A 23,753-nucleotide genomic window follows, 5' to 3' on the forward strand; every position below is an offset into this window, starting at 1 on the left:
ATTAAACAACGTCCTAGGGCTTAAACGTAATGAATATATTAGAAAAGATCGCCAACGAGTTAGATACCTTTAGTAAATCTGAGCGTAAGGTGGCAGAGGTTATATTATCATCACCAGGAACTGTCATACATGCGAGTATTGCCGCATTAGCAAAACAAGCCAATATTAGTGAGCCAACGGTTAACCGTTTTTGCCGACGTTTAGATACTAAGGGTTACCCAGACTTTAAATTGCACTTGGCGCAAAGCTTGGCTAACGGTACCCCTTATGTTAATCGACATGTCGACGAAAATGACTCTGCAGATGAATATACTGCAAAAATATTTGAGTCAACCATGGCTAACCTAGAATTAGCGCGTAAAAGTTTAGATACTTCAACAATTAACCGCTCTGTCGACTTATTAACACAGGCCAATAAAATTTCATTTTTTGGTTTAGGCGCATCAGCTGTAGTTGCTCACGATGCACAAAACAAGTTTTTCCGCTTCAATGTTCCTGTGGTCTATTTTGATGACATATTAATGCAACGTATGAGTGCTATAAATAGTCAGCAAGGTGATGTTGTTGTTGTGATATCGCACACTGGCAGAACAAAGTCATTAGTTGATGTGGCAAGTTTAGCCCGTGAAAATGATGCCACGGTAATTGGTATTACTACCGCTGGCACGCCCCTTGCCAAGGAATGTAATATTGTACTTTCGGTTGATGTTGCAGAAGATACAGATTTATATATGCCAATGGCATCACGTATTGCACAGCTAACCTTAATTGATATTTTAGCCACTGGCTTTACGCTGCGCCGAGGCACAAAATTTAGAGATAACTTAAAGAAAGTAAAAGATAGCTTACGTAGTTCGCGTTTTGAACGTAAAGATTAATGATGTTAGCTGGCTATATTATTAATGATTAGTCGATTCGCATCACAATAAATAAAAATTGAATAAACTTAAGGATTACAATGCCTAGAAGAACGAAAATTGTCGCCACATTAGGTCCGGCAACTGAAGATAGAGCCGTATTAAAACAAGTACTTGCAGCTGGTGTAAACGTTGTTAGGTTGAATTTCTCTCACGGTAATCCACAAGATCATATTGATCGTGCAACCACAGTCCGTGAATTAGCGCAAGAGCTAGGTATTTATGTTGGTATTTTAGGAGATTTACAAGGCCCTAAAATTCGCGTATCAACGTTTAAAAATGGTCCGATAAAACTGGCAATAGGTGATAAGTTTGAATTAGATGCCAATTTAGCAAAAGGTGAAGGTTGCCAAGAAAAAGTAGGTATTGATTATAAAAAATTACCACAAGATGTTATCCCTGGCGATATTCTCTTGCTTGATGATGGCCGCGTGCAATTACGTGTTCTTAAAACGGAAGGACAGTCGGTATTTACTGAAGTAACTGTTGGAGGTCCTTTATCAAACAATAAAGGTATTAATCGCCAAGGTGGCGGCTTAACGGCACCAGCATTGACCGATAAAGACAAAGAAGACATAAAACTTGCTGCAAAAATTAATGTTGATTTTCTTGCTGTTTCGTTTCCTCGCGATGCGGCAGACATGCGAGAAGCACGTTTATTAGCACAAGAAGCCGGTTGTGACGCGCGCTTAGTGTCTAAAATTGAACGCGCAGAAGCGGTAAATGACGACAAAGTACTTGATGATATCATTCTAGCATCAGACGTTGTTATGGTTGCCCGTGGCGACTTAGGTGTTGAAATCGGCGATGCTGCACTTGTTGGTAAACAAAAACATATTATTGCTCGTAGTCGTCAGCTAAATCGTGTAGTTATTACCGCGACGCAAATGATGGAGACTATGATTGAGCAGCCAATGCCAACACGTGCAGAAGTGATGGATGTTGCCAATGCTGTACTTGATGGTACTGACGCGGTAATGCTTTCAGCAGAAACAGCAGCAGGTAAATACCCTATTGAAACGGTTAAAGCCATGGCTTCAGTTTGTATTGGCGCTGAAAAACAAAGTTCAGTTACAACATCAAAACACCGTGTTGAAATGACCTTTGCAGAAATATCTGAAACTATCGCGATGTCAGCAATGTATGCCGCCAACCATTTAGACGGTGTAAAAGCGATTATAGCCTTAACTGAGTCGGGCCACACCAGTAAAATAATGTCACGTATTTCTTCTGGCTTACCTATTTATTCATTATCACGTCACACAAAAACACTTACTAAAACAGCAATTTATCGTGGTGTCTATCCAGTATCTTTTGATTCTACTGGATGCAATAGTGCTGAAGCAATGGCAGAAGATGTTTTAGTGGCAGTTGCCAAAGATTCAGAATTAAACGTCGGTGATAAAGTAATGTTTACTCACGGCGATTTAATGGAAACAGTTGGTGCAACCAATACCTTAAAAGTACTTACTTTAGCGAAAAAACACTTTGCATAAACTTATGTAAGTGTCGTTTAATTAAAAAGGTAGCGTAATGCTACCTTTTTAATGCCATTAGATTCTCCAACCTAGGCTTTTCTCAATTTCAACCATAACTTCTGAGTAACTTTCTTTAAATTAATGTCATCAGATATCGTTGGCTAAATAACCTAAATCGCCAATTACTTTATCAAGCTCTTTATTAATGCGTTTACGTTGCTTTTCATTTGCATTCTCTACCATATAAGCGAATATTTTCGCAAATACCTTATTGTTATGTTCAGTAATCATATTGAAATCATCACTACGCAAACTACGACCATTAACAAACAATCGATAGAATTCAAACTTAAATTGATGCTCAGCTAAGTTACCATTTAATAGCTCCGAAAACTGGCTTGTCCAATGTTGTCGATAGGTCATCCAAGGTTGAAATGACCTTTGAAAACTTTCGCTGTATGTCGCAACTTGTGCTTTTTGTGTTTTGCTCAACTTACCAAACCACTTTTTAAGTTGCTCCTGCTGTTCTCGTGCTTTTTGCTCAATCCACTCAGCATCACTTAGTTGCTCATGATCATCTAACCTTTCTTGATTGTTTTCCTGTATTGCTTGTATTAATTGCTGACGTTGTTCGTCACTTAAGCTATACGCTAACGGCTGAAGTTTAGGCTCAGCAGCACTCAGGAAATTTTGCCAATGTTGTACAAAGTTCGCTAAGTTTTCGGTTATTTGCTGCTCGTTTATTTCACTATTAATAGCTTGTTTAAGATTTTTAAGCTGAGCACTATACAAAGGCAGTTGAGTTTTTCGGTGCCATAAATGTAGCTCATCAAAACTTTGGTCAAAACGCTTTTGCTGTTGCTTGTTCAATTCAACATAGTCATCAAGATACCAATTAGTCCACCAATCTAAGTGGTTATAAACAAAACGAAAGCTACAGCCAGATATAAATAACGCAAGTGATATAAAAAATAATGTTTGTTTTATCTTTGTCATTTTAGCTGTTCCATATGCTGATAATTTAATTGCTATTAACCACAAGCTTTGATCTACATTAAATTAAAACCGAGTTAATACAAAACTATTTCACCTTATGATAAATGACTGTTAAGTTGAAGAAGAGTTCATAAAACTTTCCTATGTCTCGGAGGTCTGTCATGGAAAAAAGCTCTAAACAAACTATTAAAAAGCTTGCAGTTTTAACCAGCGGCGGCGACGCTCCCGGCATGAATGCCGCAATTCGCGCTGTCGTACTTGCTGCTCAGCACTATAAAATAGATGTTATTGGCTTTATTGCAGGTTTCAATGGCTTAATAGGCGACAACTCCATACCATTAAATAATAAAAGCGTTACCAACATTATTCACAAGGGTGGCACCTTATTAAAAAGTGCTCGCTGCCCTGCCATGAAAACAGCTTTAGGGGTTGAACAAGCCACCAGTACGCTATTAAAAGAAAAAGTAGACGCGTTGATAGTGATAGGCGGAGACGGTTCATTTAATGGTTTGTTAGCACTTGAACAGAGCTGGCATGGGCAAGTTATAGGTATTCCTGGCACAATAGATAATGATGTAGATGGCACTGATTTTACTATTGGTTTTTCAACGGCAATTAATACTGCCATTGATGCCATTGATAAAATTCGTGATACTGCAGAAGCATTTGAACGTATTTTTATTGTTGAGTTAATGGGTCGTCACAGCGGACATATTGCTTTTAATGTTGGTATTGCATGTGCTGCTGAGCAGGTTATTTCATTTGAAAATTTTCATACCAGTGACAACACAGATCTCAACGAAAACCAAAAACTTAGCAGTTTAGCTCAAGAGATAAAACAAGCTCAGGCCAACCGACATGCGAGTTATATCATTGTTATTGCAGAGAACTTATGGCGAGGGGGAGCATCAGCTCTTGCACAGCAATTGCAAGCCAAAATAAATATCGATTGCACTGCATGTATATTAGGACATATTCAACGTGGCGGCTCGCCCGTTGCTAAAGATCGGATTTTAGCAACAAAAATGGGCGTTGCTGCTATACAGGCCATAGTTCAGAAATTTTCAAACATCATGATTGGTGAACGTAATAACTCCATTGTACATGTGCCATTGGCTACAGCCATACTACAGCAGGAAATGGTTAGTGATACTCTCGTAGCTGCTCAAGACAGTATTTTAGCACTTACTGCACAACAACAGTGTTAATTCAAATTAACTCTATCAATAGATTGCAAGTGACACAGTGTTTGGCGTAATTACCTCATATATTAAATCAGTGCCCATGTTTTATATATCAGAATTAGCTTTAAATTTAACACTATTAAGCACCCTATGGTTTTGATGGAATATTGCAATTAATATGGGCTATTTTTTAAACAAGTTAATGTGTGATGCTTAAAAACTCGGTAATTTCGTTGTTTAAGTTACCCTGTGAATACTGCACGAGTGCGTAATATGCGATCAAAAAAAGGTAAACAAATTATTGTTTACCTTTTATATTTAACACGCTTTAAAATAAATGTATTTATTAAAACAGATTAAGCTACTACCGCCTTTTTCACTTTATCTTTATAACTTCGGCTAACCTTTAGCTCTTTACCATTAGACATCACCAAATAATATTCGCCATTGAGTTGGCTACAAAATTTATCAATATAGTTTTTATTAACTATGGTTGAACGATGACTACGTAGAAATTGTTTAGGGTCTAATATTTCTTCTAACTGTTTCATGGTTTTTCGCAAAATATGGGTATTATCGTGGGTATGAACACACATATAATCGCCGGCTGCATCTATCCATAAAATATCTTTAACTGGAACACGACTCACTTCGCCAGCATCTTTTATCGCTAGCACATCAGAGTAACTTGACATGCTGACTGGCTCATTATTATCAAGCTCTTGCAATATTTTTTCACAATCATTCCCTGTTACATCGCTGACTAAGCGTACAAGTTTTGATTTATGAAGTGCATTTACTTCACTGCTAATGCTTTGTCTAATTTTATCTAAGGTTTGCGCTAGGCGTTGCTCATCAGCTGGCTTTAATAAATAATCTTGCGCATGAACCTCAAATGCTTGCATCGCATATTGATCAAATGCCGTAACAAACACCACCATAGGTAATGACAATCCTTGTTCTAAAATAGCTTCAACAACTTCAAATCCATTTAAACCAGGCATTTGAATGTCTAAAAATATTAAGTCAGGTTGATATGCGCGAACTGCCTCTAAGGCTTCTCGGCCATTAGTGCATTGTGCAATGATATCGATATCTTTGTGATCTTCCAGACGAACAGCTAAACCTTTTCTTGCTAAGGGTTCGTCATCAACAATTATTGTAGAGAGCTTTTTGCTCATACTCGACTGCCAATTTCATAAGGAATTCGTATACTGATTTTAACACCAGTTGGTGTGTTGTTGGCAACAACTAAAGAAAAATCATTCTGATACAGCGCTTGAAGCCTTTCACGCGTGTTCGCTAAACCAACGCCATTTTCTCGAAATAAATTCCCATTTTTAATTTCAGCACCTGGGCCATTGTCTGATAATTCAACAAGCAAGTCATTACCAAAGCGATGCACTGAAACATGAATATTACCGCCTTGTTCCTGCACTGCAATGGCATATTTAATAGAGTTTTCAGCAAGGGGCTGCAAAACCATACTCGGAACGAGTGCTAAATTACAGTCGTCAGCAATATCAAAACTAACTTGTAGTCGTTCTTCAAAACGTACTCTTTCTATATCTAAGTACAGCTTCAAGGCGTGTAATTCACTTTCTAGTGTTACCCTTTTCATCGGATCTTTATCTAATGAATAACGCAAGAATTCACTGAGTTTAGTTACCATACCATTGGCAGTCTTATTTTCTTTAACCAGTATTAGTGTTGATATTGCATTTAAAGTATTAAACAAAAAGTGAGGATTAAGCTGATAACGCAACATTTTTAGCTGCGCTTGATGAGCCACGGTATTTGCACGTAATACGTTTTGCTTTTCTTTCTGCAGCATTTGGTAGTACTTAGTACCGAAATACAAACCACTCCAACTTAAGATGATAAAAAACGACAATAAACTATTTTTTGTATAGAAAAGAATAAAATCAGGGCGGTAACCGTGCTTATATATTTCCCAATAATTAATGTTTTTGACAATTTGCCACAACACACCAGTACAATAGGAAGTTAATATCACTACAATAGCAATTTTTAAAGGTGTGAAATTCCAAATACGACGATAGATGTAACGAAGTGGTATTGTGAATAACCAACCAGCGTATGCGTTTAGTAAAATGATCACTAAAAAGATATCACGTAAATCATGAAGTAATGAACCTAGGTAATGTACCAAGGCAAAACCGCACCAGCCAGCGGTGTGCACCAGCCAAAATAAACGATTTCTATTTTCTATAAACTCTTTCCAATTCACGCAATACGACCATTAAACGAGGTTAGTATAATTATGCGCTAAGCTTGCCTTTCACGCACTACCACTAATCGTAAGATTTCAGCACCTTATCTCATTTAGTCAATAACAATATGTGTCTTGGGGTAGTGCTGAGCAAGTAACAAAAGCTGTCTATTAGCCAAGTTTTTGTAATTTATCGCCTTTCCTTGATGAAACATCGATAAATACCATAATGCGTTGATAATTAAAGATAACCCATGGTAACGCATAACCAAAACTTTATTAAATACGTTGTTTTCGGTTACTTGAGTAGGCAGATTGTCGACAATTTGTGTTACTGCAATTAAGCTATTTTTTGGATTAGTGTCTCGCTTTCCGGATAGAGGTGTTTGACTATGCTTAAAGGTAAAATTCTTCGCTAACGTATGCCGAGTATAATACTTTGCTACCTGTTCAAGCTTGCCAATTTCTAGTTCATTTATCGCCAGTAACATAGCAAGATCATATTCTATGGGCGCAAAACTAGCACACTCAAAATCGATTAATTGATAACTATAATTTAACTTTTGCGACCTTAAATTTTCAGTTTTATTTTCAGCATTAATGGCATTACTAAAATTTGCATCACCGTGGCAAAAAACCAATGGCCTCTGCCCTTCTTTTTTAAAATGTTGAGTAAGTTCTTTCTGTATTGATACTGATAACGCCAGCAAGCTTTCACGATGAATAGCATTTAGCTTACTGGTTTTTAATAATTGAGAAAGCGTCTCATTAATCGCCAGTTTAGGAACACCTACTACTAACTTTTTATCACCGGAATTTAATGACTGTTGATGGCACCGCACCAACAAGCCAGTCATAACATTCAGTTTTTCATTCTGGCTTAAATTACTGTTAGCAAGCGATTGCCCTGATATAAACTTATTGATCAGCCAACTTTCATCGCTATATATAACTTCTGGCGCAACTCCTTGCTCTCCTGCAAATATAGCTACTAGTTGTTCAGTGCTCTCGTTTGCTAAATTTTTAGCAAAATATTGTTGCTTTTCGGTAGTAACACAATAACAGCTACGACTAAGACCACCTGTAAGCACATTAACATGAATTATTTTCTCATTTTCAAAGCACGGTAATAAGCTCAATTGCTCTTCTAATTCACACACTCGCTTATTACCTTTCATGTTACTAGCCTTGAGCAAAGTTTGGCGTTGCTTTAGCTATCTCAACATTGTTTTGTTGTTGAAACAGTTTACGCCACTGCCAATAGCCATAAGCCGCAAGTATCACATAACATGCAAATAATGCCGCTGTTGGAACTAATGATTTCTCAATGTAAAGATAGATAGAAACAAAATCGATAACGATAAAGTACAGCCAATTTTCCAATACTTTTTGCGTTAATAAATAGGTCGCAAATACCGCGAACACTGTGGTGGCACTATCAAGGTATGGAAAATGTGTAGGTGTATATGTTGCCATTAGCCAACCAAGTACCAGTGACAATAGTGTTAATACAATAATCGCTATGCTATGGCGTTGTAGCGACCATTGGCTATATAAAAGCTTGGTTGTTTCGAAGGTGTTTTCATTGCCTGCTTTTTTGCGCTGTTGCCAGCAAATCCAGCCATAAACCGCCATAAGTAGATAATAAAGCTGTAATAAACTATCCATCCACAAATATACATCATAAAAAATAACCGTGTATAACACTGTACTCAGTATTGCCGCTGGCCAACACCAAATATTCCCCTTTGCTGCTAATACAACGTAAAGCAATGAAGCAACAACGGCTATCAGCTCTAATACAGGCAAGGTTGAGAAATACGTAACAATCTCATTCATGGCACTAGTAAAATTAGCCATTAGCTTTCTGCTTCAACGACAGAGCGATCGCCACCAATAAACTTACAAACAAATACCGCAGCATTTAACGTTTCATGTACATGTTTTATTTCAGCCATTACATGTCTGGTTGCTAAGTCGTAATCACCAAAAACTTGTGTACTCATGCCATTGGTTACGACATTCAAACCGTCGACCAAACGTAAGCGTTTTATAAAGGCCCATATTTCTGTTTTAAACTTTTCTTCCGCTAGTGGATATAAACTAATTTCAATTGAGATTTTCATTAGGTAATTCGCTTATTAATATTAAAGGCAATATATAACACTATGCAGCGATATATTGCCTTAAGTCACTAAAAAGTAGATTAGAAGTTATAATCTAACGTAACACCAACTTGTCTTGGTGCGCCATAACGAACATATTTTTTCGCAGCCCAACCTAAATCAGGCTCATTACCGAAGTAAAAACCGCGTGTGGCAACTTTTTCATCCGTTAAGTTACGTGCCCAAAGTGATATTGACCAATCTGAAAATTCATAACCAATTTTAGCATTGAGCAATTTTGAGTTGGCAGACTTTTCATCATGACTATCAGAAAAATAAAACGCATCTTTACCCGACCAATTAATATTAGCAACTAAGCCATCATCATTGCGGTATGTAGCACCTAAACTAAACGTGTATTTAGGCGCATGAGCAAGCTCTCTTCCTGAGATATCAATAGTACTGCCGTACTTGTCTTGATAAGCATAATTATCATAAGTGGCATTTAAGTAACCAAGTGTTGTATCTATGGTTAGATTATTTGTCATTTGATAATTCAACTCTAACTCCATACCGTAGCTACTTGAGCTTGCGGCATTAGCAGTATAAATAGTAAATTGTTGAGGCTTATCAGGGTTTTGTTGTGACGCGTTCACTTGTTGGTCTTTTCGGTCCATGTAAAACACAGCTAAGCGACTTACCAAGTTGTTATTAAGTAAATTAGACTTTAAGCCTATCTCATAGTTTATTAAGGTTTCTGTATCAAACTCTTTATACTGAGCAAGCTGTGTTGGTAAAGCCATATTAAAACCACCCGCTTTATAGCCTCTTGCAATGCGCACATAACCGGAATGCTCATTATTTATCGCACGACTTACTGCAATATGACCTCCCCACATAGTTTCTGATGGATCAAAACTATCGCCAGCACTATCGGTATAATCTGTAGTGCGTTTTTCTACACGTAAACCTACAGATAATTCATGCGCTTGTGGCAAAATACTATCTAATTGTCCAAAAACAGCATAGTTATTTGCTGAGTATGTTGAATCAAGAATTTCGTCTGGCCAGCCGTTATATGATGAATCTAAGTCATTGGTTTCACTTAAGCGACTAATATAAGTTCCAAGCAACCAAGCGGTAGTATTATCAAAAATTCTTGATGAATCATTCGAAGAAAGCCTAAACTCTTGTGACCAAACATCGCGGTCGGCTTTTTTAGCCCACAAATAGCTGTATTCACAAGGCTCAATATTTGCTTCATCACCACAGTTTTTACTTGCCCAATAGTCAGCATTTGCCCAATCACCATCATAAGCGTGTTCATGCTTTGTTGTGGTATAACTGCTGATCGCCTCTAATTTAGCAAAAGACAAACCGTCGTAGCTGAACTTTAAGGCGCCACCATGAGATTTCTGATTATCAACACCAGGATTATCAGTTAGTGTGTTAAAGCCATTGTTATCAAGTGTCCACGCATCAAAACCATTGTCGTTATCAGCAAAAATATACGTGAGATCTATAGTTAGATCATCCGTTGCGGTGTAGTGAAGCTTGAGCCTTCCTGATAGCTCATCAATACCGTTGGTATCGTCTTTGCCTAAAAAGCTATTGTCTCGATAGCCGTTTTGCTGATGTTGTTCTAAAGATACGCGGTAGCTTAAATCTTCTGAAATAGCACCTGAACTATAACCGGCTAAATTGATTAGGTCGTCATTACCTGCAGTGGCTTTTAAACCATGTTCAGAAGTTTGTGTAGCTTCATTAGACTTAACATAAACTAAACCTGCTAATGCATTTGCACCAAATCTTGCTCCTTGTGGGCCTCTAAGCACCTCAACTTGCTGTACATCATACATTGAAGCCGCCATACCTAACCCAGAAAGATCAATATCATCTACGATAAACCCAACTGATGAATTAGGTGCTCCACGGTATTCAGATCGTTCTCCAACACCACGAATTTGTAAATATTTAGGGCGCGAAGTTCCACCAGAAAAGTTAAAGTTGGCGATATTTTGAATCACTTCTTCAAAGTGCTGAATAGCTTGATCATTAATTGTCTGTTCGCCAATAATGGCAACGCTCGTTGGAACTTGTGCTAACGACTTTTGATTAAAACTTGAAGTAACGGTAATTCTTTCAATGTCTTGGTTTTCATTAGCATTAGAAGTGCTAGAAAATGATATTAAGTATGATGTTACTGCGATTGCAATGGCAGATTTAGAAATATTCATTATGATCTCATAAATTCTAATTAGAATACGTTATGGGATCCGGCATGGAGAAGTTAGAAAGCGGCTCGTTAACAAACTGTAGAATTATCATCAACGGCATAACATACGCTACACGGTAAAATTTAATTTTACAGAATGGTATGCGATTAGCGTAACCATTCCTACGCCGGTACTATCCGGTTCAGGTTCTAAGGGTTCGCTATGTCACATTCATTAATGACAGCGCATCTCAGCCTTTTAAATCATTATCGATTTTAAGGCACCCCTTGGTTCGGTGTGCATACTAACAATATTTATTTAAATGTACAGCGTAAATGCCTTATTTTACGCTATATCTTATGATATTTTGCTAGCTACTTAGTCGCCAACATACATCCTAATGGCTGACCACCAACTAAGTGCATATGAATATGGTAAACTTCTTGACCACCGTGTTGATTACAATTCATGATCAAACGATAACCATCTTCTGCTATGCCCTCTTCTTTGGCTAACTTTCTAGCAACCGTGAACATACGACCAATAGTGAGTTCATCTTCTTGCTCAATATCATTAACGGTTGGAATTAATTTATTAGGGACAATTAAAATATGACTTTTAGCTTGTGGGGTAATATCACGAAAAGCAGTCACAAGTTCATCTTGAAAAAGTAATGGGGTTGGTATTTCTTGGCGAATGATCTTAGAAAAAATGGTTTCTTCTAGCGTAGTGTTATCAGCCATAATATAGCCTTTCAGTAATAAATAAGTTGTAGGCTAGTTTAACGATAACAAAGCGAATGACAAAGAGAAATGTCATTCGCTTTTACCAAAATAATGCAGGAATATAAGTTAACGCCAGTTACTCACGTAAACTTAGCTGAATTGGCTAATTAGCTTATGCTTTCCTCTTGCTGTTATATTTTTAAAGTCTTCAACCAATAAGTAATTGACCGGTACCAAAACTAAAGTAATAAATGTTGCGAAAATAATACCAAAGCCTAGTGATACTGCCATCGGGATCAAAAACTGTGCTTGTGTCGCTTTTTCAAACAATAATGGCATTAAACCAATAAAGGTTGTTAATGACGTTAGCATCACCGGACGAAAGCGCGATTGTGCAGCGATTAATACGGCATCAAATACTTTCTCTCCTGCCCGCACTTTGCCATTAATGAAATCAACTAAGACTAAGCTGTCATTTACCACGACACCAATCAATGCCATCAAGCCAAGTATACTCATAATGGTTAAGTCCATGCCCATGATCCAGTGTCCAATAATGGCACCGATAGCGCCAAATGGAATAACCGACATAACAATAATAGGCTGCAAATATGACTTAAATGGAATAGCCAACAAACAGTAAATAATAAAGAACACAAACAAAAGCCCCCATGCCAAGCTATTAAATGACTCAGCTTGTTCACGTGCCTCACCTTCCAAACTATAAGACACGCCTGGGTACTTGTTCATTAATTCATCTAAAAACTGAGTAAGGTCAGCATTTAACACCGTCATATTGGTGGCATTTTTATCAACGTCGGCTGTAACATTAACAGTGCGGTATCTGTCTATGCGCTTAATAGCTGATGGACTTTTACCCGGTAGTAATTTTGCCACATGTGACAAAGGTACTTTACCGCCAGTTGGTGTGTTAATGAGCATATCATTCAACTTAGCAATAGATTTTCGCTCAGACAACGGAAAACGTAACATCACACGTACATCATCTCGGCCACGCTGTATTCTTTGAATTTGCGCGCCAAAATAAGCATCTCGCACTTGTCGAGTGATCCACGAATTACTCATCCCCATAGCATAACCTTGCTCGGTAAGTTCTATCTGTAATTCTTCTTTACCATCTGAGAGACTATCGGCAATTTCAAACGCTGTTGGATAGGTTCGAATGCGTGCTTTTACTTCATCCGCCACTTGTTCTAAGGTTTTCAAATTAGTTGCAGAAAGTTGCACATCAAGTGGGTCACCGCCTCGGCCAAACTCAGCTCTAAAGGTTAAACTTTCAGCACCAGGCAAAGGTCCTATAAGCTCTCGCCACTCTTTTACTAGTTGTGCGGTACCAATACCTGTATCGTTTTTATCAGCAGGAATTATTTCAAAACGTACCCGACCTTTTTCTTCACGCGTAATTGCCAAAGTATTTAAAATAATACTATTCCCATCTTCGTCGCGGTATTTCTCTTGTAGTGTTTTTGCTGCATTCGACATTTTCTCGACATACGCATCTACGACATCAAAACTTGTTCCTACCGGCATAGTGACATTACCACGAGCAGTTTCACTCGGTATACGAGGGAAGAAAACAAACTTTGTCCAACCACTAAAGATAAAAGCTAATATCAAAACGAACACGCCAACAAATAAAGAGATGGTGGTCAGTCGATTACGAATAGCTAACGATAGCAGTGGTTTGTAGTAGCGAAGAATTGACGCTTCAAAACCATCAGCAAAGCGTTGTTGCCAAACACTGAATTTTGACTGCTGAGTTTTTTCACTACGCAAGCGTAAGTTCTTTAAATGTGAGGGTAATACAAATTTTGACTCAATTAAACTAAACAATAGTACCGGAATAACAATAACCGGAATTTGAGCAAATAATGCCCCTCGCTGCCCTTCAATAAAGGCCAAAGGTAAAAAGGCTGCAACCGTAGTTAAAATACCAAAGGTAACGGGAGTTGCTACTTCTTGGGTGCCTTTTACAGCCGCTTCAATACCGCTAGACGCCGTTTGGGTGTGACGATAAATATTTTCACCGGTAACAATGGCATCATCAACAACAATACCTAACACTAAGATAAAACCGAATAAACTCATGATATTAATAGAAATATCAAAAAATGGCATAACAAGGAAAGCACCCATAAAGCTTACTGGAATACCAATAGAAACCCAGAACGCGATTGATGGACGTAAAAATAAAGTTAACAGTAATAAGACTAAGAAGCCCCCTTGTAAGGCATTGGTGATTAATGTATTAAGTCGGCTTTTAACAATTTCAGAGTCGTCATCCCAATAACTGAGAATAAAACCTTCAGGTAGTGTTTCTTGACGTTCATCAATATAGTTTTTTACCGCGTCTGCAACGTCAATAGCACTTTGGCTACCAATACGAAAAACATCGATTAGCGCCCCTTGCTGTCCATTAAAGCGAGCACGTAAAGGCGTTTCTTCAAAACCATCATTGACTTGCGCAACATCTTCTAAGTATAAAAATGTTCCATCAGTATTGGTTTTTATAACGACTTTTTCAAATTCATCGCGTCGGTAAGCTTGCCCGATATTACGTACTAAAACATCGCCACCTTCGGTGCGGACATTACCTGCTGAAATATCTACAGAGCTGCTGCTGATAGCATTTGAAATCTCCGATAAGGTTAGTTGATATTGCTCAAGCTTACTTTGGTTAACATCAATACTAATTTCATAATCTCGTACTGCATCTAATGCAACTTGCGTTACTTGCGGTAAGCGCAATAAATCATCACGTACTTGCTCAGCAAACTCACGTATTTCCTTTTCACCGTATTCGGACGCTATCGTCACTGAAAGTACATCACGAATACGTTGTGCTATTGCAATAACAGGCTTTTCAGCATCAACAGGAAAAGTGTTTATCGCATCAACACGGCTTTTAATATCGTTAAGTAGATCGCGAACATCGGTGGACGAATCAGCTTCAATGCGCACGGTTGCTGCACCTTCTACTGAGGTACTGGTAATTTTTTCTATACCTTGTAAATCTTGAACCGCTTCTTCAATACGTATCGCCACTCCTTGCTCAGCATCTTCAGGGGTTGAACCACGCAGTGCCACAGTCACATTGACTACTTCGGACTCAAACGATGGAAAAACTTCTAACGGAATGCTGCTTTTTATTGAAAATATTCCCGCCAATAAAATGGTGATCATTAATAAATTGGCTGCGACATGATTTTTAGCAAACCAAGCTATCATGACTCAACTCCTTTATTTTTTTGTGGTTGCTCTTTACGATCTTTTCCGCGTTTGCCCTTTTTATCGGCAGCGCCTTTTTTATTCTTGGCAGCAACAGTTTTACCATCAACACTGCTAATACTTACTATGGTGCCTGAAGTAACCTGACCTAATGGTGTAAGAACTAAAAGTTGCTCTGGTTCCAGCCCTGCTTTGACCACAGCAACATCATCACTTTGCCAAGCAATATCAATATTCTTTCGCTTTAAAACATTACCATCAACAATATAAACATAACTGCCTTGATAAATGGCTTTATTAGGAATAGTTAATGCCTTCTCAATTACTTTACCGGCGATTTTAGCGCTAACATACTGGCCTATTTTTAATGGCAAACTATCATTTTCATGTTTTCCATATGGGTCATCAATTTGTGCAACAACGAACAGCTGTTGAGAGTCTTGATCGAACGCACCTTCAGTACGTACTACTTTGCCTTGCCAGCTTTGACGAGCGGCAAGATCAGAATAAATGGTGACAGCAGGCTGTTGTTGTACGTTTTCATTTTGATAACGGCTACTTTCTGGTAATACCATGTAAGGTAAGTCTTTATTTTTCAAAGGTAAGCGAATTTCAACGTAATCGATGGCATAAATTTCAGCTAATTCAGTACCTACGCTCACTACTTGCCCAACATCGACCGACTTACTTAAAATACGCCCTGTATATGGCGCAACAATATTACTACGCTCCAGTGCTAGCTCTGCTTTTGCAAGTCCAGCTTCTGCTGAATAAACAGTGGCTTGTGCTGCCATTAATTGTGGTTTACGTAATACTAAATCAGGCGCTTGTTCACTATTACCTAAGCGTTTCCAGTCTTGTTTTGCTTGCTCAACACGCGCTTGCTCTTCACTAAAACTTTGCTTAGCACTAAATAAACTAGCTTGTGCTATTTTCACTTCAGCAAGTAAATCTCGTTGATCAAGTTGTACTAAAATATCGCCCTTTTCAAAAAAGCCACCAGCACGGAATTTTGGACTGATACTATTAATTTGCCCTGAGACCTGCGGTAGTAAGACACTTTGTGTTCTGGGTTTAATGGTACCGTAACTGTCGATGGTAATATCAAGATCTGCACGGATAAGCTTTTGTACTTGCACACTTAATTGTGGCGCCGTACTCGAACGACCTCGTTTTGCTGATGGAGGATTACTCGTTACAACATAGGCTGCAAATACCAATGAAGATAGAACGATAATCGGCAGGAGTTTTTTAATTTTTACTGACATTACTTTTCCATGTTTGTGCGGTTAATGTTTGTGCGACTAACAGTTGAGGCATGTAATTCGCTTTCGTGAGCAAAGCTCTGTACTGTGATATTGAGGTAGTTACCGCCTAGGGCACTGTAGATATCGATGCGATTTTGTAATAACTGATTAGTAAGTTGAATAACGGTTGTTTGTGCATCAAAAGAGCGTCGCTGTGACTCTAATACTGTTGTATATGTCACTAAACCACGAAGGTATTGATCAAAAGACAATTTTTCTGCAGCCACGGCATTTTCTTGTGCTTTTACATAATAGTCATAACGCTGAATGAGCGAATTTCGCTCACTTAAACTGTTTTCCGCATCGGCAAATGCTTGGTATACCTGCTGGAGATACTGTTGTTCTTTTTGTTCTACCGCCAAACGAGCTTGCTGCTCAAGTGATTCTAATCGCCCAGCGTTAAATAGCGGTGTTGAAATACTGCCAATTAATGACCATGCTAATGCGCCGCCATCAAGTAAATTTGCAATATCATTGTCTGAGTCGCTGACATTGGCCGTTAAATTGATACTCGGAAAACGCTGTTTATGAGCTACAGCTAAACCTGCATCAAGTGCTAATAGCTCTAACCACCCTGCTTGAATATCTGCTCGGCGCGTTAATAATTGAGCCGGAAGCCCTATTTGAATATCACTATCAATAAGCGGTAGATTTTGCTCTGCAAGCTTTGCCGCAAAAGGATAATCGCCCAATAATAATTCTAAGCTTCTGCTTTGCTGCTTTAAGGTTTGTTGTTGCTGAGCGACACGGGCGAGTTCTTGATTGACATTATTCTTCGTTAAATAAACATCTAAAGCATCATTCAGTCCTAGCTGGTATGAAGACTGGATCATTGCCAAGTTGCGCTGTAGGTTGTCTGCTCGTTCCTGATATAGCGCTAATAATTGCTGTGCTTGTGTTAAGTCAAACCAAGCTTTGCTAATGTTAGCAACTAAATCAAGTTTACTTTGCTGATAGTTTGCTTGCGTTGCTGCATAATTTAAACGATTTTGATTTTGTTCATCAGATAATTTGCCCCATAGGTCAAGCTCATAACGTAAATCGGCGCTAATACTGGCATCAGTTTGATAACTGGTTGCGTTTGCTGATGTTTGCTTGTGTCTTGAGTTATCTAGCGATAATGATAATTCAGGATAGTCTGACGCTTCACTAACATTTAAACGTTCTTTAGCTAATGCAACATTAATACGCTGTGCTTGTAATTGATAATTATGTTGTAGAGCATAGACTACCATTTTCTCTAACGCGCTATCATTAAAACTTGCCAACCAACCATCTTGTACGGCATTTTCGTTAACAATTTCCGTTTGCCAACGAACAGGCGAGTTTTTCTCAATTGTTTGTAAAGCATTTTTTTCAGATAAGCCACTAGGTGTGCTACAAGCACTAAGTGTTAATGCCATGACAATAACCGATAATTTAGCCTGTTTTGGCATGTTTGTTAGTCTATTGTTTGGCTTCCTTACGCTGTTTAGCTCGCTAATATTGCTGTTGTTACTTGCACGAACCTTCAAAACCTTCCCCACAGATAAATGACATTTAGGTTAACTATAGTATGGCTCACTAGTGGGGCAAACAATGTTATTTACACTGCTTTACATAACAGATGTACAAGTACGATGAATTGCACATTTTTTACGATAAAGTGCAAATTTACTATGAAGAACAATTACTAATGAAAGTCTCTAGCATCATTTTTCAAGCCTTCAATACGTTCAGAAAGATCAATTAATCGACCGGCGATAATGTGAATAACATTACCTTCGCGTTCAAGAATACCCGTAACTTTTAATATTTTGGCACTTAAGAATGCTTGCTTTTGCGCATTAGCCGTTGCTTGCCATACCACAACATTACTATTGCCGGTGTGATCTTCTAGCGTCACGAATGTTACTCCAGACGCGGTTCCTGGGCTTTGCCGGCCTGTCACTAAACCAATAATAGAAACCACACTGTCTGTACTCAAGTTGACTAAATCGCGTGCCAAGGTACAACGACCAATATATTGCTGCTGCGTTTTATCAGCTAATAATAAGGCAATAGGATGTTGATGCACACTAACGCCAGTACTAGCATAATCTTCAATCACGTTATCCATAGCACTAGGGACAAAGCTAAATTCACTTTGTTGCATTTGGGTTTGTTGCTTTTTATCAGCAGCCTGCCATAACGGTAAGCTGTGTGCAGAGTCCATTAATTGCCAGCGTGCTTGGTAGCGATTGTCCGCTAATGAACGTAATGCATTAGCACTAGCCAAAATATTAATATCATCACGTTTTAGAGCATGCTGTGTTAGTGTTGTGAAATTTTGATAACCTTGTTTTGGTTTTAGTGCCAACAGATGCTTAGCACTTTTCTCTGCTAGCCCTTTCACCATGCTCAAACCTAGTTGAATATCATAGCTATTGGTGTTTTTCTGATATTGCATTTGATGCTCAAAAGATGAATGGTTAACATCAATTTCCTTAATAACAACACCGTGGCGTTGCGCATCTTTTATTAATTGTGATCGGGAATAAAAACCCATCGGATAACTATTAAGTAACGCATTATAAAAAGCCGCAGGATAATAGTATTTAAGCCAAGCAGAAACATAGGCAAGCACAGCAAAACTAGCAGAATGTGATTCAGGGAAACCATATTCACCAAAGCCACAAATTTGCTGATAAATACGCTCAGCAAAATGCTCTTGATAGCCACGTGCTTTCATACCTGAAATGAGTTTATCGCGAAACTGTACTAATTCACCATTACGCTGCCACTTAGCCATAGCTCGACGTAATTGGTCAGCTTCGCCACCGCTAAAGCCAGCGGCAACCATAGCAACTTTAATCACTTGCTCCTGAAAAATAGGCACACCCAATGTTCTACTTAGTACACCTTTAATTGCTTGCGATGGATATTCAATCGCTTCAAGCCCTGCTCGCCTTCGCAAATATGGATGCACCATATCCCCCTGAATAGGCCCAGGGCGTACTATGGCTATTTGCACAACTAAATCGTAGTAACATCTCGGCTTAAGTCTAGGTAACATACTCATTTGTGCTCGCGACTCTATTTGAAAAACGCCAACAGTATCAGCTTGTTGTAGCATAGCGTATACTTGGGGGTCTTCGGGTAAACGAGTAATATCGGCAATCGTAAGTTGTTGCTGATAATGCTGTTTTATATGGTCAAACGCTCGCCTTATTGCTGTTAACATGCCTAGGGCTAATACATCTACTTTTAATAGCCCTAAAGTTTCTAAATCACTTTTATCCCACTGAATAACCGTGCGCTCTGCCATTGCCGCATTTTCCACAGGCACAAGTTCGTATAGCGGCCCTGATGAAATAATAAAGCCGCCAACATGTTGTGATAAATGCCGTGGAAAGCCAATAATTTCATCAACAAGTTCAATAAATAATTGCGCTTGGTAGCTGTTTTTATTTAACCCCAGTTCAAGTACTTGTTCACGCCAGCTGATTTCCTTTTGCCGACGATTAATATTTTTAATAAAAAAACTTAGCTGTGTTTCGTTAAAACCAAACACTTTACCAACTTCTCGAATTGCACTCTTTAATCGATACGTGATCACTGTGGCAGCTATTGCCGCATGTTCACGACCATATTTTTGGTAAATATATTGAAAAATTTCTTCTCGGCGCTGGTGCTCAAAATCAACATCAATATCAGGTGGCTCATTTCTTTCTTTTGAAATAAAGCGTTCGAATAATACAGATATTTGCCTTGGGTCTACTGAGGTAATCTCGAGACAATAACAAACAATAGAGTTGGCCGCAGAGCCTCGGCCTTGATAAAGAATATGCTGCGATTTTGCGTATTGAACAATGTCATAAATGGTTAAAAAAAAGTACTCGTAGCCTTGCTCCTCAATTAGCACAAGCTCTTTATCAATAGTATCTTTAATTTGCTTGGAAATGCCTTCCTCAAAACGTAACGCGATACCTTTTCCAACTAATGACTTTAGGTAAGATATTGCAGAAAAACCTTTAGGAACAAGTTCTTCTGGGTATTCATACTGTAAACTAGATAAGCAAAAATGACACTGGTTCGCGAGCTCAATACTGGCAATAATATCTTCACTTGAATGTATTTTAAGTAATTTATCGACTGGTCTTAGCGATTTTTCTGCATTTTGCTCAAGCAAAGTTCCCATGTTTTTTAACATTTTTCCATGGCGAATTGCACTAAGTACGTCTTGTAATTTTTGCCGCTGTGGCACATGCATTAACACTCCACCACAAGCGACAATGGTTAACTGAAATTGTGCAGATAAGCATTGGCAATGCTGTTTAAAAATAACTTCATTGGCATGTAAAAAACGCGTATATGCTAGTGATAATCTTGCTCTGTGGTAGCGTAATAATACCGCAGCATCTTGTTTATCTTTAACCATATCACCGCTGGGAAGCCAAAGTACAAAACAGTGCTTAATAGAATGTAGATCCCAGTAAGTAAATTGATAATGGCCTTTATTACAACGCCGACGTGCATTGGTGATCACTCGAGATAATTCAGCATAGCCCTGACGATTTGGTGATAGTAAAATAATCTTAAGACCGTCTTCTAGCTGAAAACTTGCGCCAACAATCAATTTAATAGCTAATGCCTTATCTTTAATCTCTCGATAAGCACGTACAACACCCGCTACTGAGCATTCATCGGTAATTGCTAAGGCACTGTAACCGAGTTCATTCGCTTGTAATATTAACTCTTCAGGATGAGAAGCCCCCTGTAAAAACGAGAAATTCGACTGGCAATATAATTCAGCGTAGCTCATCAAGCAGTACCATTGACTTAGTATGATTAAGAAAAATAACCATGAACATACCAACGCTTATCTAGCGCTTTATAAACCCAGCAGCACTGCCCTTGTTTTGTCGTGGCAACAAAATAATCACGCTGGTAAGCCTGATCAACCGTTTCTTGATGGTAGCTTGTCACAACTCTCGTATTTAAAGTCGTTGTTTGCTCCCACCAAGCCGTTGTTATACGTTCAGGCCCGTGTAAGATACTGACATGAGTTTGTAATAGCTCTGGCTTATCTAATATAAAACTTGGTCGCAGCGGCATGGGTTTATCAGTTTCTTTGGTAAATGCATGGTTTATATTTGCTGTCCCCCTTTCTTCAGAAGTTTGTAAATTTTTACTGTTTTTATCTTTTTCATGACGAACTGGTAAGGCTTTGGCTTCAATAAAGGGATGGTAAGCTGAAGCCAACTCAACCCGATGATCATTGCCTTGCTGTAAACGCAGCACTTTATTTTGACCTAGCTTATTCGTTAGCAATGAAGCCAGTTGCGCTAATGATAACTGCCCTTGCTTACCTAAAAAAAGATCGTCTACCTCTCCGGTATTTGCTTGCATATCTGCAACAAATAAACTGACTTTGGTAATAGGAGCTTGCAAGTGAATATTAGTTAATTTTAAGGTCACTAAATTTAGCCATTGCTTTGCTAAATACTCACCAGATGCACTACTAACAATAAATGACTGTTGTAAAACATGGCTTAAACCATCTAAGCGTTGATATAAGTACAATGTGAGCTGTTGGCAAATGTAGTCACGACGTATTAAAAAAGCTTCAAGCAATTGTAATAACTGCTGAATTGGTTGTAGCAACACATCTACGTGCGTCATTTCATATAATAATTCAACACTATGATCAAAAATGTGTTTTGGTTGATAGAAAACTAAAGATTTATCAGGGTGCTTACCTGTTAGTTGTGCCAAATAACCTATTGTTTCGCTATCTAGTCGCTTTGCTAAATCTTTTATGGGTATTGCCTGCAATTGAGCAAAAGTGTTAATACCCAAACGTGCTAGAACATGCTTTGTTTTATCATTAATAAACAGTTGCGCAATAGTAAGCTGAGCCATTTTTTCTGTAATAACATTTGGCTTTGTTGTCAATAAATTAATACCAGCGCAAGCAAGTGCTTGTGCTGACATAGGACTGTAACCACAAGCAATTACTGTTTGTACATTAAAAGGTTTTAATACTGCCTTGATGGCCGCAATATAAATATCAAGCTGCTGATAAAGCCGTAACATATCCCCTACCTGCAACGCTAACCCCTGCGGCGGAAATAAAGCAATGTTTGCCGTAACGCTATACAATTGCTCAGCAATGCTTAGTAGGTATGTTTCTTGTTCTTCTCTTTGATATGGCACAACACAAAGTTCATGACTTAAAGATGCCGCCATAGCTAAACCCATGGCAAGTTCTATGCCTTTTGCTTTAGCTGTTTCATTTAACTGTACTATGCGGTTTTTTTTACTATCAACAATCACAATTGCTTGCTGATTTTCAACATTGTGCTTCTTTACCTCCGCAGATTTTGCTGAGCATTGCTCGGCCTGTAAACAGTCAAGCTGTAAGGATGGAAAGTTTATATATAGCCACAACATCACTAATGCCTAATAACAACAAGAAGTAACTAGCAACATTCAATTAATGCTAACACGCTGGTTATAAATGTTTTTTGCTATATTTTTTAGGCGTTGTCGACTAGATAAAGGCACAACAACATTATTAATAACACCATCACTAGCCACCTCTACAGCATGAGCTTTTGCTAAGCTAGGCCATTGTTTGTGCATATTAACTAAGAAGGGTTTACAGGGCCAACCACCAAGCTGCTTTTTCACGTTTACTTTAATGCCACTTGGTTGTGCTTCAAGTGCTAAAGATAATGAAACAGGTAGAGCAAGATCGACGCTATGTGGAGAACGAAAGATGACTTGTACTGCATTACCTGTAACGGCAGCCTGTTTTAACCGTTTTACTTGATGTACCGCAAGCAGCTGTTGCCATAATAATACTGCAAAACAACAACCACTTTTTAAACATTGCTCAGCTGCCCATAGCGACTCTTCTGGCTTTTGTGATGAAATAATTAATAAATTTTCTAATGGAATAGACGCTTGCAATAGCATTAAAGCGTTGACCTGTGCTGGTGGTGCAATAAAAACAAGTTGTCGAGTTTGCTGGTGTTGCGCAAGCTCTGCTTGTAATAAATTAAGTAAATAAGGGAGAAATAACCTTAATTCACCAATACCGTTAATAGTTTTTACCTCTATAACGCCTTGTCGAGGTAAGCCTCCATCTAGATGCTTATTTAACTCTTGGTAGCCACTATCAATGGTTTCAACAACATTTTGCACTTGATCAGCAGGCCAAATTTTACCTTGATGATGCAATTGTTTGATCATTTTATTCATAATCACCACACAACTATACTGTATTTTTATACAGTATAGTTGTGTGGCTTTAAATTAACAAGATACTCAACAACAAAATCAATCAAAAATTGCGCTTATTAGCACTGATATTCGCT

Annotated in this window: 17 protein-coding genes and 1 riboswitch; of the genes, 3 read left to right on the forward strand and 14 right to left on the reverse strand. The window is 38.4% G+C overall.

The window, feature by feature from the left end:
* The first annotated feature begins 29 nt into the window (after positions 1 to 29).
* Together AC27E9_RS18510 and pyk are read left to right on the forward strand one after the other, a co-directional pair.
* Positions 30 to 878 carry a MurR/RpiR family transcriptional regulator gene (locus AC27E9_RS18510; RefSeq protein WP_487132784.1) on the forward strand — a complete coding sequence of 283 codons (849 nt, stop codon included), beginning with the start codon at positions 30 to 32 and terminating at the stop codon, positions 876 to 878.
* Positions 879 to 958: 80 nt separating this feature from the next.
* Entirely contained in the window at positions 959 to 2,413 is a 1,455-nt protein-coding gene (pyk, locus tag AC27E9_RS18515; RefSeq protein WP_487132786.1) for a pyruvate kinase, read from the forward strand.
* A 129-nt stretch (positions 2,414 to 2,542) separates the two neighbouring features.
* On the opposite strand, the gene AC27E9_RS18520 is transcribed toward pyk, so the two are convergent.
* Positions 2,543 to 3,391, reverse strand: a complete 849-nt coding sequence (locus tag AC27E9_RS18520; protein WP_487132788.1) for a DUF6279 family lipoprotein — start codon at positions 3,389 to 3,391, stop codon at positions 2,543 to 2,545.
* Between the two features lie 161 nt (positions 3,392 to 3,552).
* Between AC27E9_RS18520 and AC27E9_RS18525 the strand changes: the two genes are divergently transcribed.
* Positions 3,553 to 4,599, forward strand: coding sequence for an ATP-dependent 6-phosphofructokinase (locus AC27E9_RS18525; RefSeq protein WP_487132790.1), 1,047 nt, complete (start codon positions 3,553 to 3,555; stop codon positions 4,597 to 4,599).
* A gap of 332 nt (positions 4,600 to 4,931) precedes the next feature.
* Here the strand turns inward: AC27E9_RS18525 and AC27E9_RS18530 are convergent, their stop codons facing one another.
* The 13 genes from AC27E9_RS18530 to imuA all read right to left on the reverse strand — a co-directional run bounded on the left by AC27E9_RS18530 (position 4,932) and on the right by imuA (position 23,637).
* Entirely contained in the window at positions 4,932 to 5,756 is an 825-nt protein-coding gene (locus AC27E9_RS18530) for a LytR/AlgR family response regulator transcription factor (protein ID WP_487132791.1), read from the reverse strand.
* The gene (locus AC27E9_RS18535) at positions 5,753 to 6,826 is read right to left on the reverse strand and encodes a sensor histidine kinase (RefSeq protein ID WP_487132792.1); all 1,074 of its coding nucleotides are present in this window, start codon (positions 6,824 to 6,826) and stop codon (positions 5,753 to 5,755) included. The genes AC27E9_RS18530 and AC27E9_RS18535 overlap by 4 nt, the downstream gene beginning before the upstream one ends.
* Positions 6,827 to 6,921: 95 nt before the next feature.
* Entirely contained in the window at positions 6,922 to 7,986 is a 1,065-nt protein-coding gene (locus AC27E9_RS18540) for a phosphotransferase (protein WP_487132793.1), read from the reverse strand.
* Positions 7,987 to 7,990: 4 nt separating this feature from the next.
* Positions 7,991 to 8,668: a nicotinamide riboside transporter PnuC gene (gene pnuC, locus AC27E9_RS18545; RefSeq protein ID WP_487132794.1), complete on the reverse strand. Its 678-nt coding sequence runs from the start codon at positions 8,666 to 8,668 to the stop codon at positions 7,991 to 7,993.
* Positions 8,668 to 8,934: a hypothetical protein gene (locus AC27E9_RS18550; protein ID WP_487132795.1), complete on the reverse strand. Its 267-nt coding sequence runs from the start codon at positions 8,932 to 8,934 to the stop codon at positions 8,668 to 8,670. The genes pnuC and AC27E9_RS18550 overlap by 1 nt, the downstream gene beginning before the upstream one ends.
* Before the next feature lie 80 nt (positions 8,935 to 9,014).
* Positions 9,015 to 11,150 carry a TonB-dependent receptor gene (locus AC27E9_RS18555; RefSeq protein ID WP_487132796.1) on the reverse strand — a complete coding sequence of 712 codons (2,136 nt, stop codon included), beginning with the start codon at positions 11,148 to 11,150 and terminating at the stop codon, positions 9,015 to 9,017.
* Between the two features lie 141 nt (positions 11,151 to 11,291).
* Positions 11,292 to 11,427, reverse strand: a riboswitch (TPP riboswitch).
* A gap of 76 nt (positions 11,428 to 11,503) precedes the next feature.
* Complete coding sequence (locus tag AC27E9_RS18560) at positions 11,504 to 11,872, reverse strand: HIT domain-containing protein (protein WP_487132797.1); 369 nt, start codon at positions 11,870 to 11,872, stop codon at positions 11,504 to 11,506.
* A gap of 132 nt (positions 11,873 to 12,004) precedes the next feature.
* Complete coding sequence (locus AC27E9_RS18565) at positions 12,005 to 15,103, reverse strand: efflux RND transporter permease subunit (protein WP_487132798.1); 3,099 nt, start codon at positions 15,101 to 15,103, stop codon at positions 12,005 to 12,007.
* The gene (locus AC27E9_RS18570) at positions 15,100 to 16,371 is read right to left on the reverse strand and encodes an efflux RND transporter periplasmic adaptor subunit (protein WP_487132799.1); all 1,272 of its coding nucleotides are present in this window, start codon (positions 16,369 to 16,371) and stop codon (positions 15,100 to 15,102) included. The genes AC27E9_RS18565 and AC27E9_RS18570 overlap by 4 nt, the downstream gene beginning before the upstream one ends.
* Positions 16,371 to 17,846 carry an efflux transporter outer membrane subunit gene (locus AC27E9_RS18575; protein WP_487132800.1) on the reverse strand — a complete coding sequence of 492 codons (1,476 nt, stop codon included), beginning with the start codon at positions 17,844 to 17,846 and terminating at the stop codon, positions 16,371 to 16,373. Before AC27E9_RS18575 ends, AC27E9_RS18570 begins: the two co-directional genes overlap by 1 nt.
* A gap of 236 nt (positions 17,847 to 18,082) precedes the next feature.
* Entirely contained in the window at positions 18,083 to 21,193 is a 3,111-nt protein-coding gene (locus AC27E9_RS18580; RefSeq protein ID WP_487132801.1) for an error-prone DNA polymerase, read from the reverse strand.
* A gap of 26 nt (positions 21,194 to 21,219) precedes the next feature.
* On the reverse strand, positions 21,220 to 22,824 hold the full coding sequence (locus AC27E9_RS18585) for a Y-family DNA polymerase (RefSeq protein ID WP_487132802.1): 1,605 nt from the start codon (positions 22,822 to 22,824) through the stop codon (positions 21,220 to 21,222).
* A gap of 39 nt (positions 22,825 to 22,863) precedes the next feature.
* Entirely contained in the window at positions 22,864 to 23,637 is a 774-nt protein-coding gene (gene imuA / locus AC27E9_RS18590; RefSeq protein ID WP_487132803.1) for a translesion DNA synthesis-associated protein ImuA, read from the reverse strand.
* Between the last annotated feature and the right edge of the window lie 116 nt (positions 23,638 to 23,753).

It is taken from the genome of Colwellia meonggei, from assembly GCF_057537295.1.

What these genes read in the sequence shown, in the direction of transcription:
- AC27E9_RS18580 (WP_487132801.1), bottom strand. Translation starts at nt 21,193, where the DNA reads ATGAGCTACGCTGAATTATATTGCCAGTCGAATTTCTCGTTTTTACAG.
- AC27E9_RS18520 (WP_487132788.1), bottom strand. Translation starts at nt 3,391, where the DNA reads ATGACAAAGATAAAACAAACATTATTTTTTATATCACTTGCGTTATTT.
- pyk (WP_487132786.1), top strand. Translation starts at nt 959, where the DNA reads ATGCCTAGAAGAACGAAAATTGTCGCCACATTAGGTCCGGCAACTGAA.
- AC27E9_RS18575 (WP_487132800.1), bottom strand. Translation starts at nt 17,846, where the DNA reads ATGCCAAAACAGGCTAAATTATCGGTTATTGTCATGGCATTAACACTT.
- AC27E9_RS18585 (WP_487132802.1), bottom strand. Translation starts at nt 22,824, where the DNA reads ATGTTGTGGCTATATATAAACTTTCCATCCTTACAGCTTGACTGTTTA.
- AC27E9_RS18510 (WP_487132784.1), top strand. Translation starts at nt 30, where the DNA reads ATGAATATATTAGAAAAGATCGCCAACGAGTTAGATACCTTTAGTAAA.
- AC27E9_RS18565 (WP_487132798.1), bottom strand. Translation starts at nt 15,103, where the DNA reads ATGATAGCTTGGTTTGCTAAAAATCATGTCGCAGCCAATTTATTAATG.
- AC27E9_RS18550 (WP_487132795.1), bottom strand. Translation starts at nt 8,934, where the DNA reads ATGAAAATCTCAATTGAAATTAGTTTATATCCACTAGCGGAAGAAAAG.
- AC27E9_RS18530 (WP_487132791.1), bottom strand. Translation starts at nt 5,756, where the DNA reads ATGAGCAAAAAGCTCTCTACAATAATTGTTGATGACGAACCCTTAGCA.
- AC27E9_RS18540 (WP_487132793.1), bottom strand. Translation starts at nt 7,986, where the DNA reads ATGAAAGGTAATAAGCGAGTGTGTGAATTAGAAGAGCAATTGAGCTTA.
- AC27E9_RS18525 (WP_487132790.1), top strand. Translation starts at nt 3,553, where the DNA reads ATGGAAAAAAGCTCTAAACAAACTATTAAAAAGCTTGCAGTTTTAACC.
- AC27E9_RS18560 (WP_487132797.1), bottom strand. Translation starts at nt 11,872, where the DNA reads ATGGCTGATAACACTACGCTAGAAGAAACCATTTTTTCTAAGATCATT.
- pnuC (WP_487132794.1), bottom strand. Translation starts at nt 8,668, where the DNA reads ATGGCTAATTTTACTAGTGCCATGAATGAGATTGTTACGTATTTCTCA.
- AC27E9_RS18570 (WP_487132799.1), bottom strand. Translation starts at nt 16,371, where the DNA reads ATGTCAGTAAAAATTAAAAAACTCCTGCCGATTATCGTTCTATCTTCA.
- imuA (WP_487132803.1), bottom strand. Translation starts at nt 23,637, where the DNA reads ATGAATAAAATGATCAAACAATTGCATCATCAAGGTAAAATTTGGCCT.
- AC27E9_RS18555 (WP_487132796.1), bottom strand. Translation starts at nt 11,150, where the DNA reads ATGAATATTTCTAAATCTGCCATTGCAATCGCAGTAACATCATACTTA.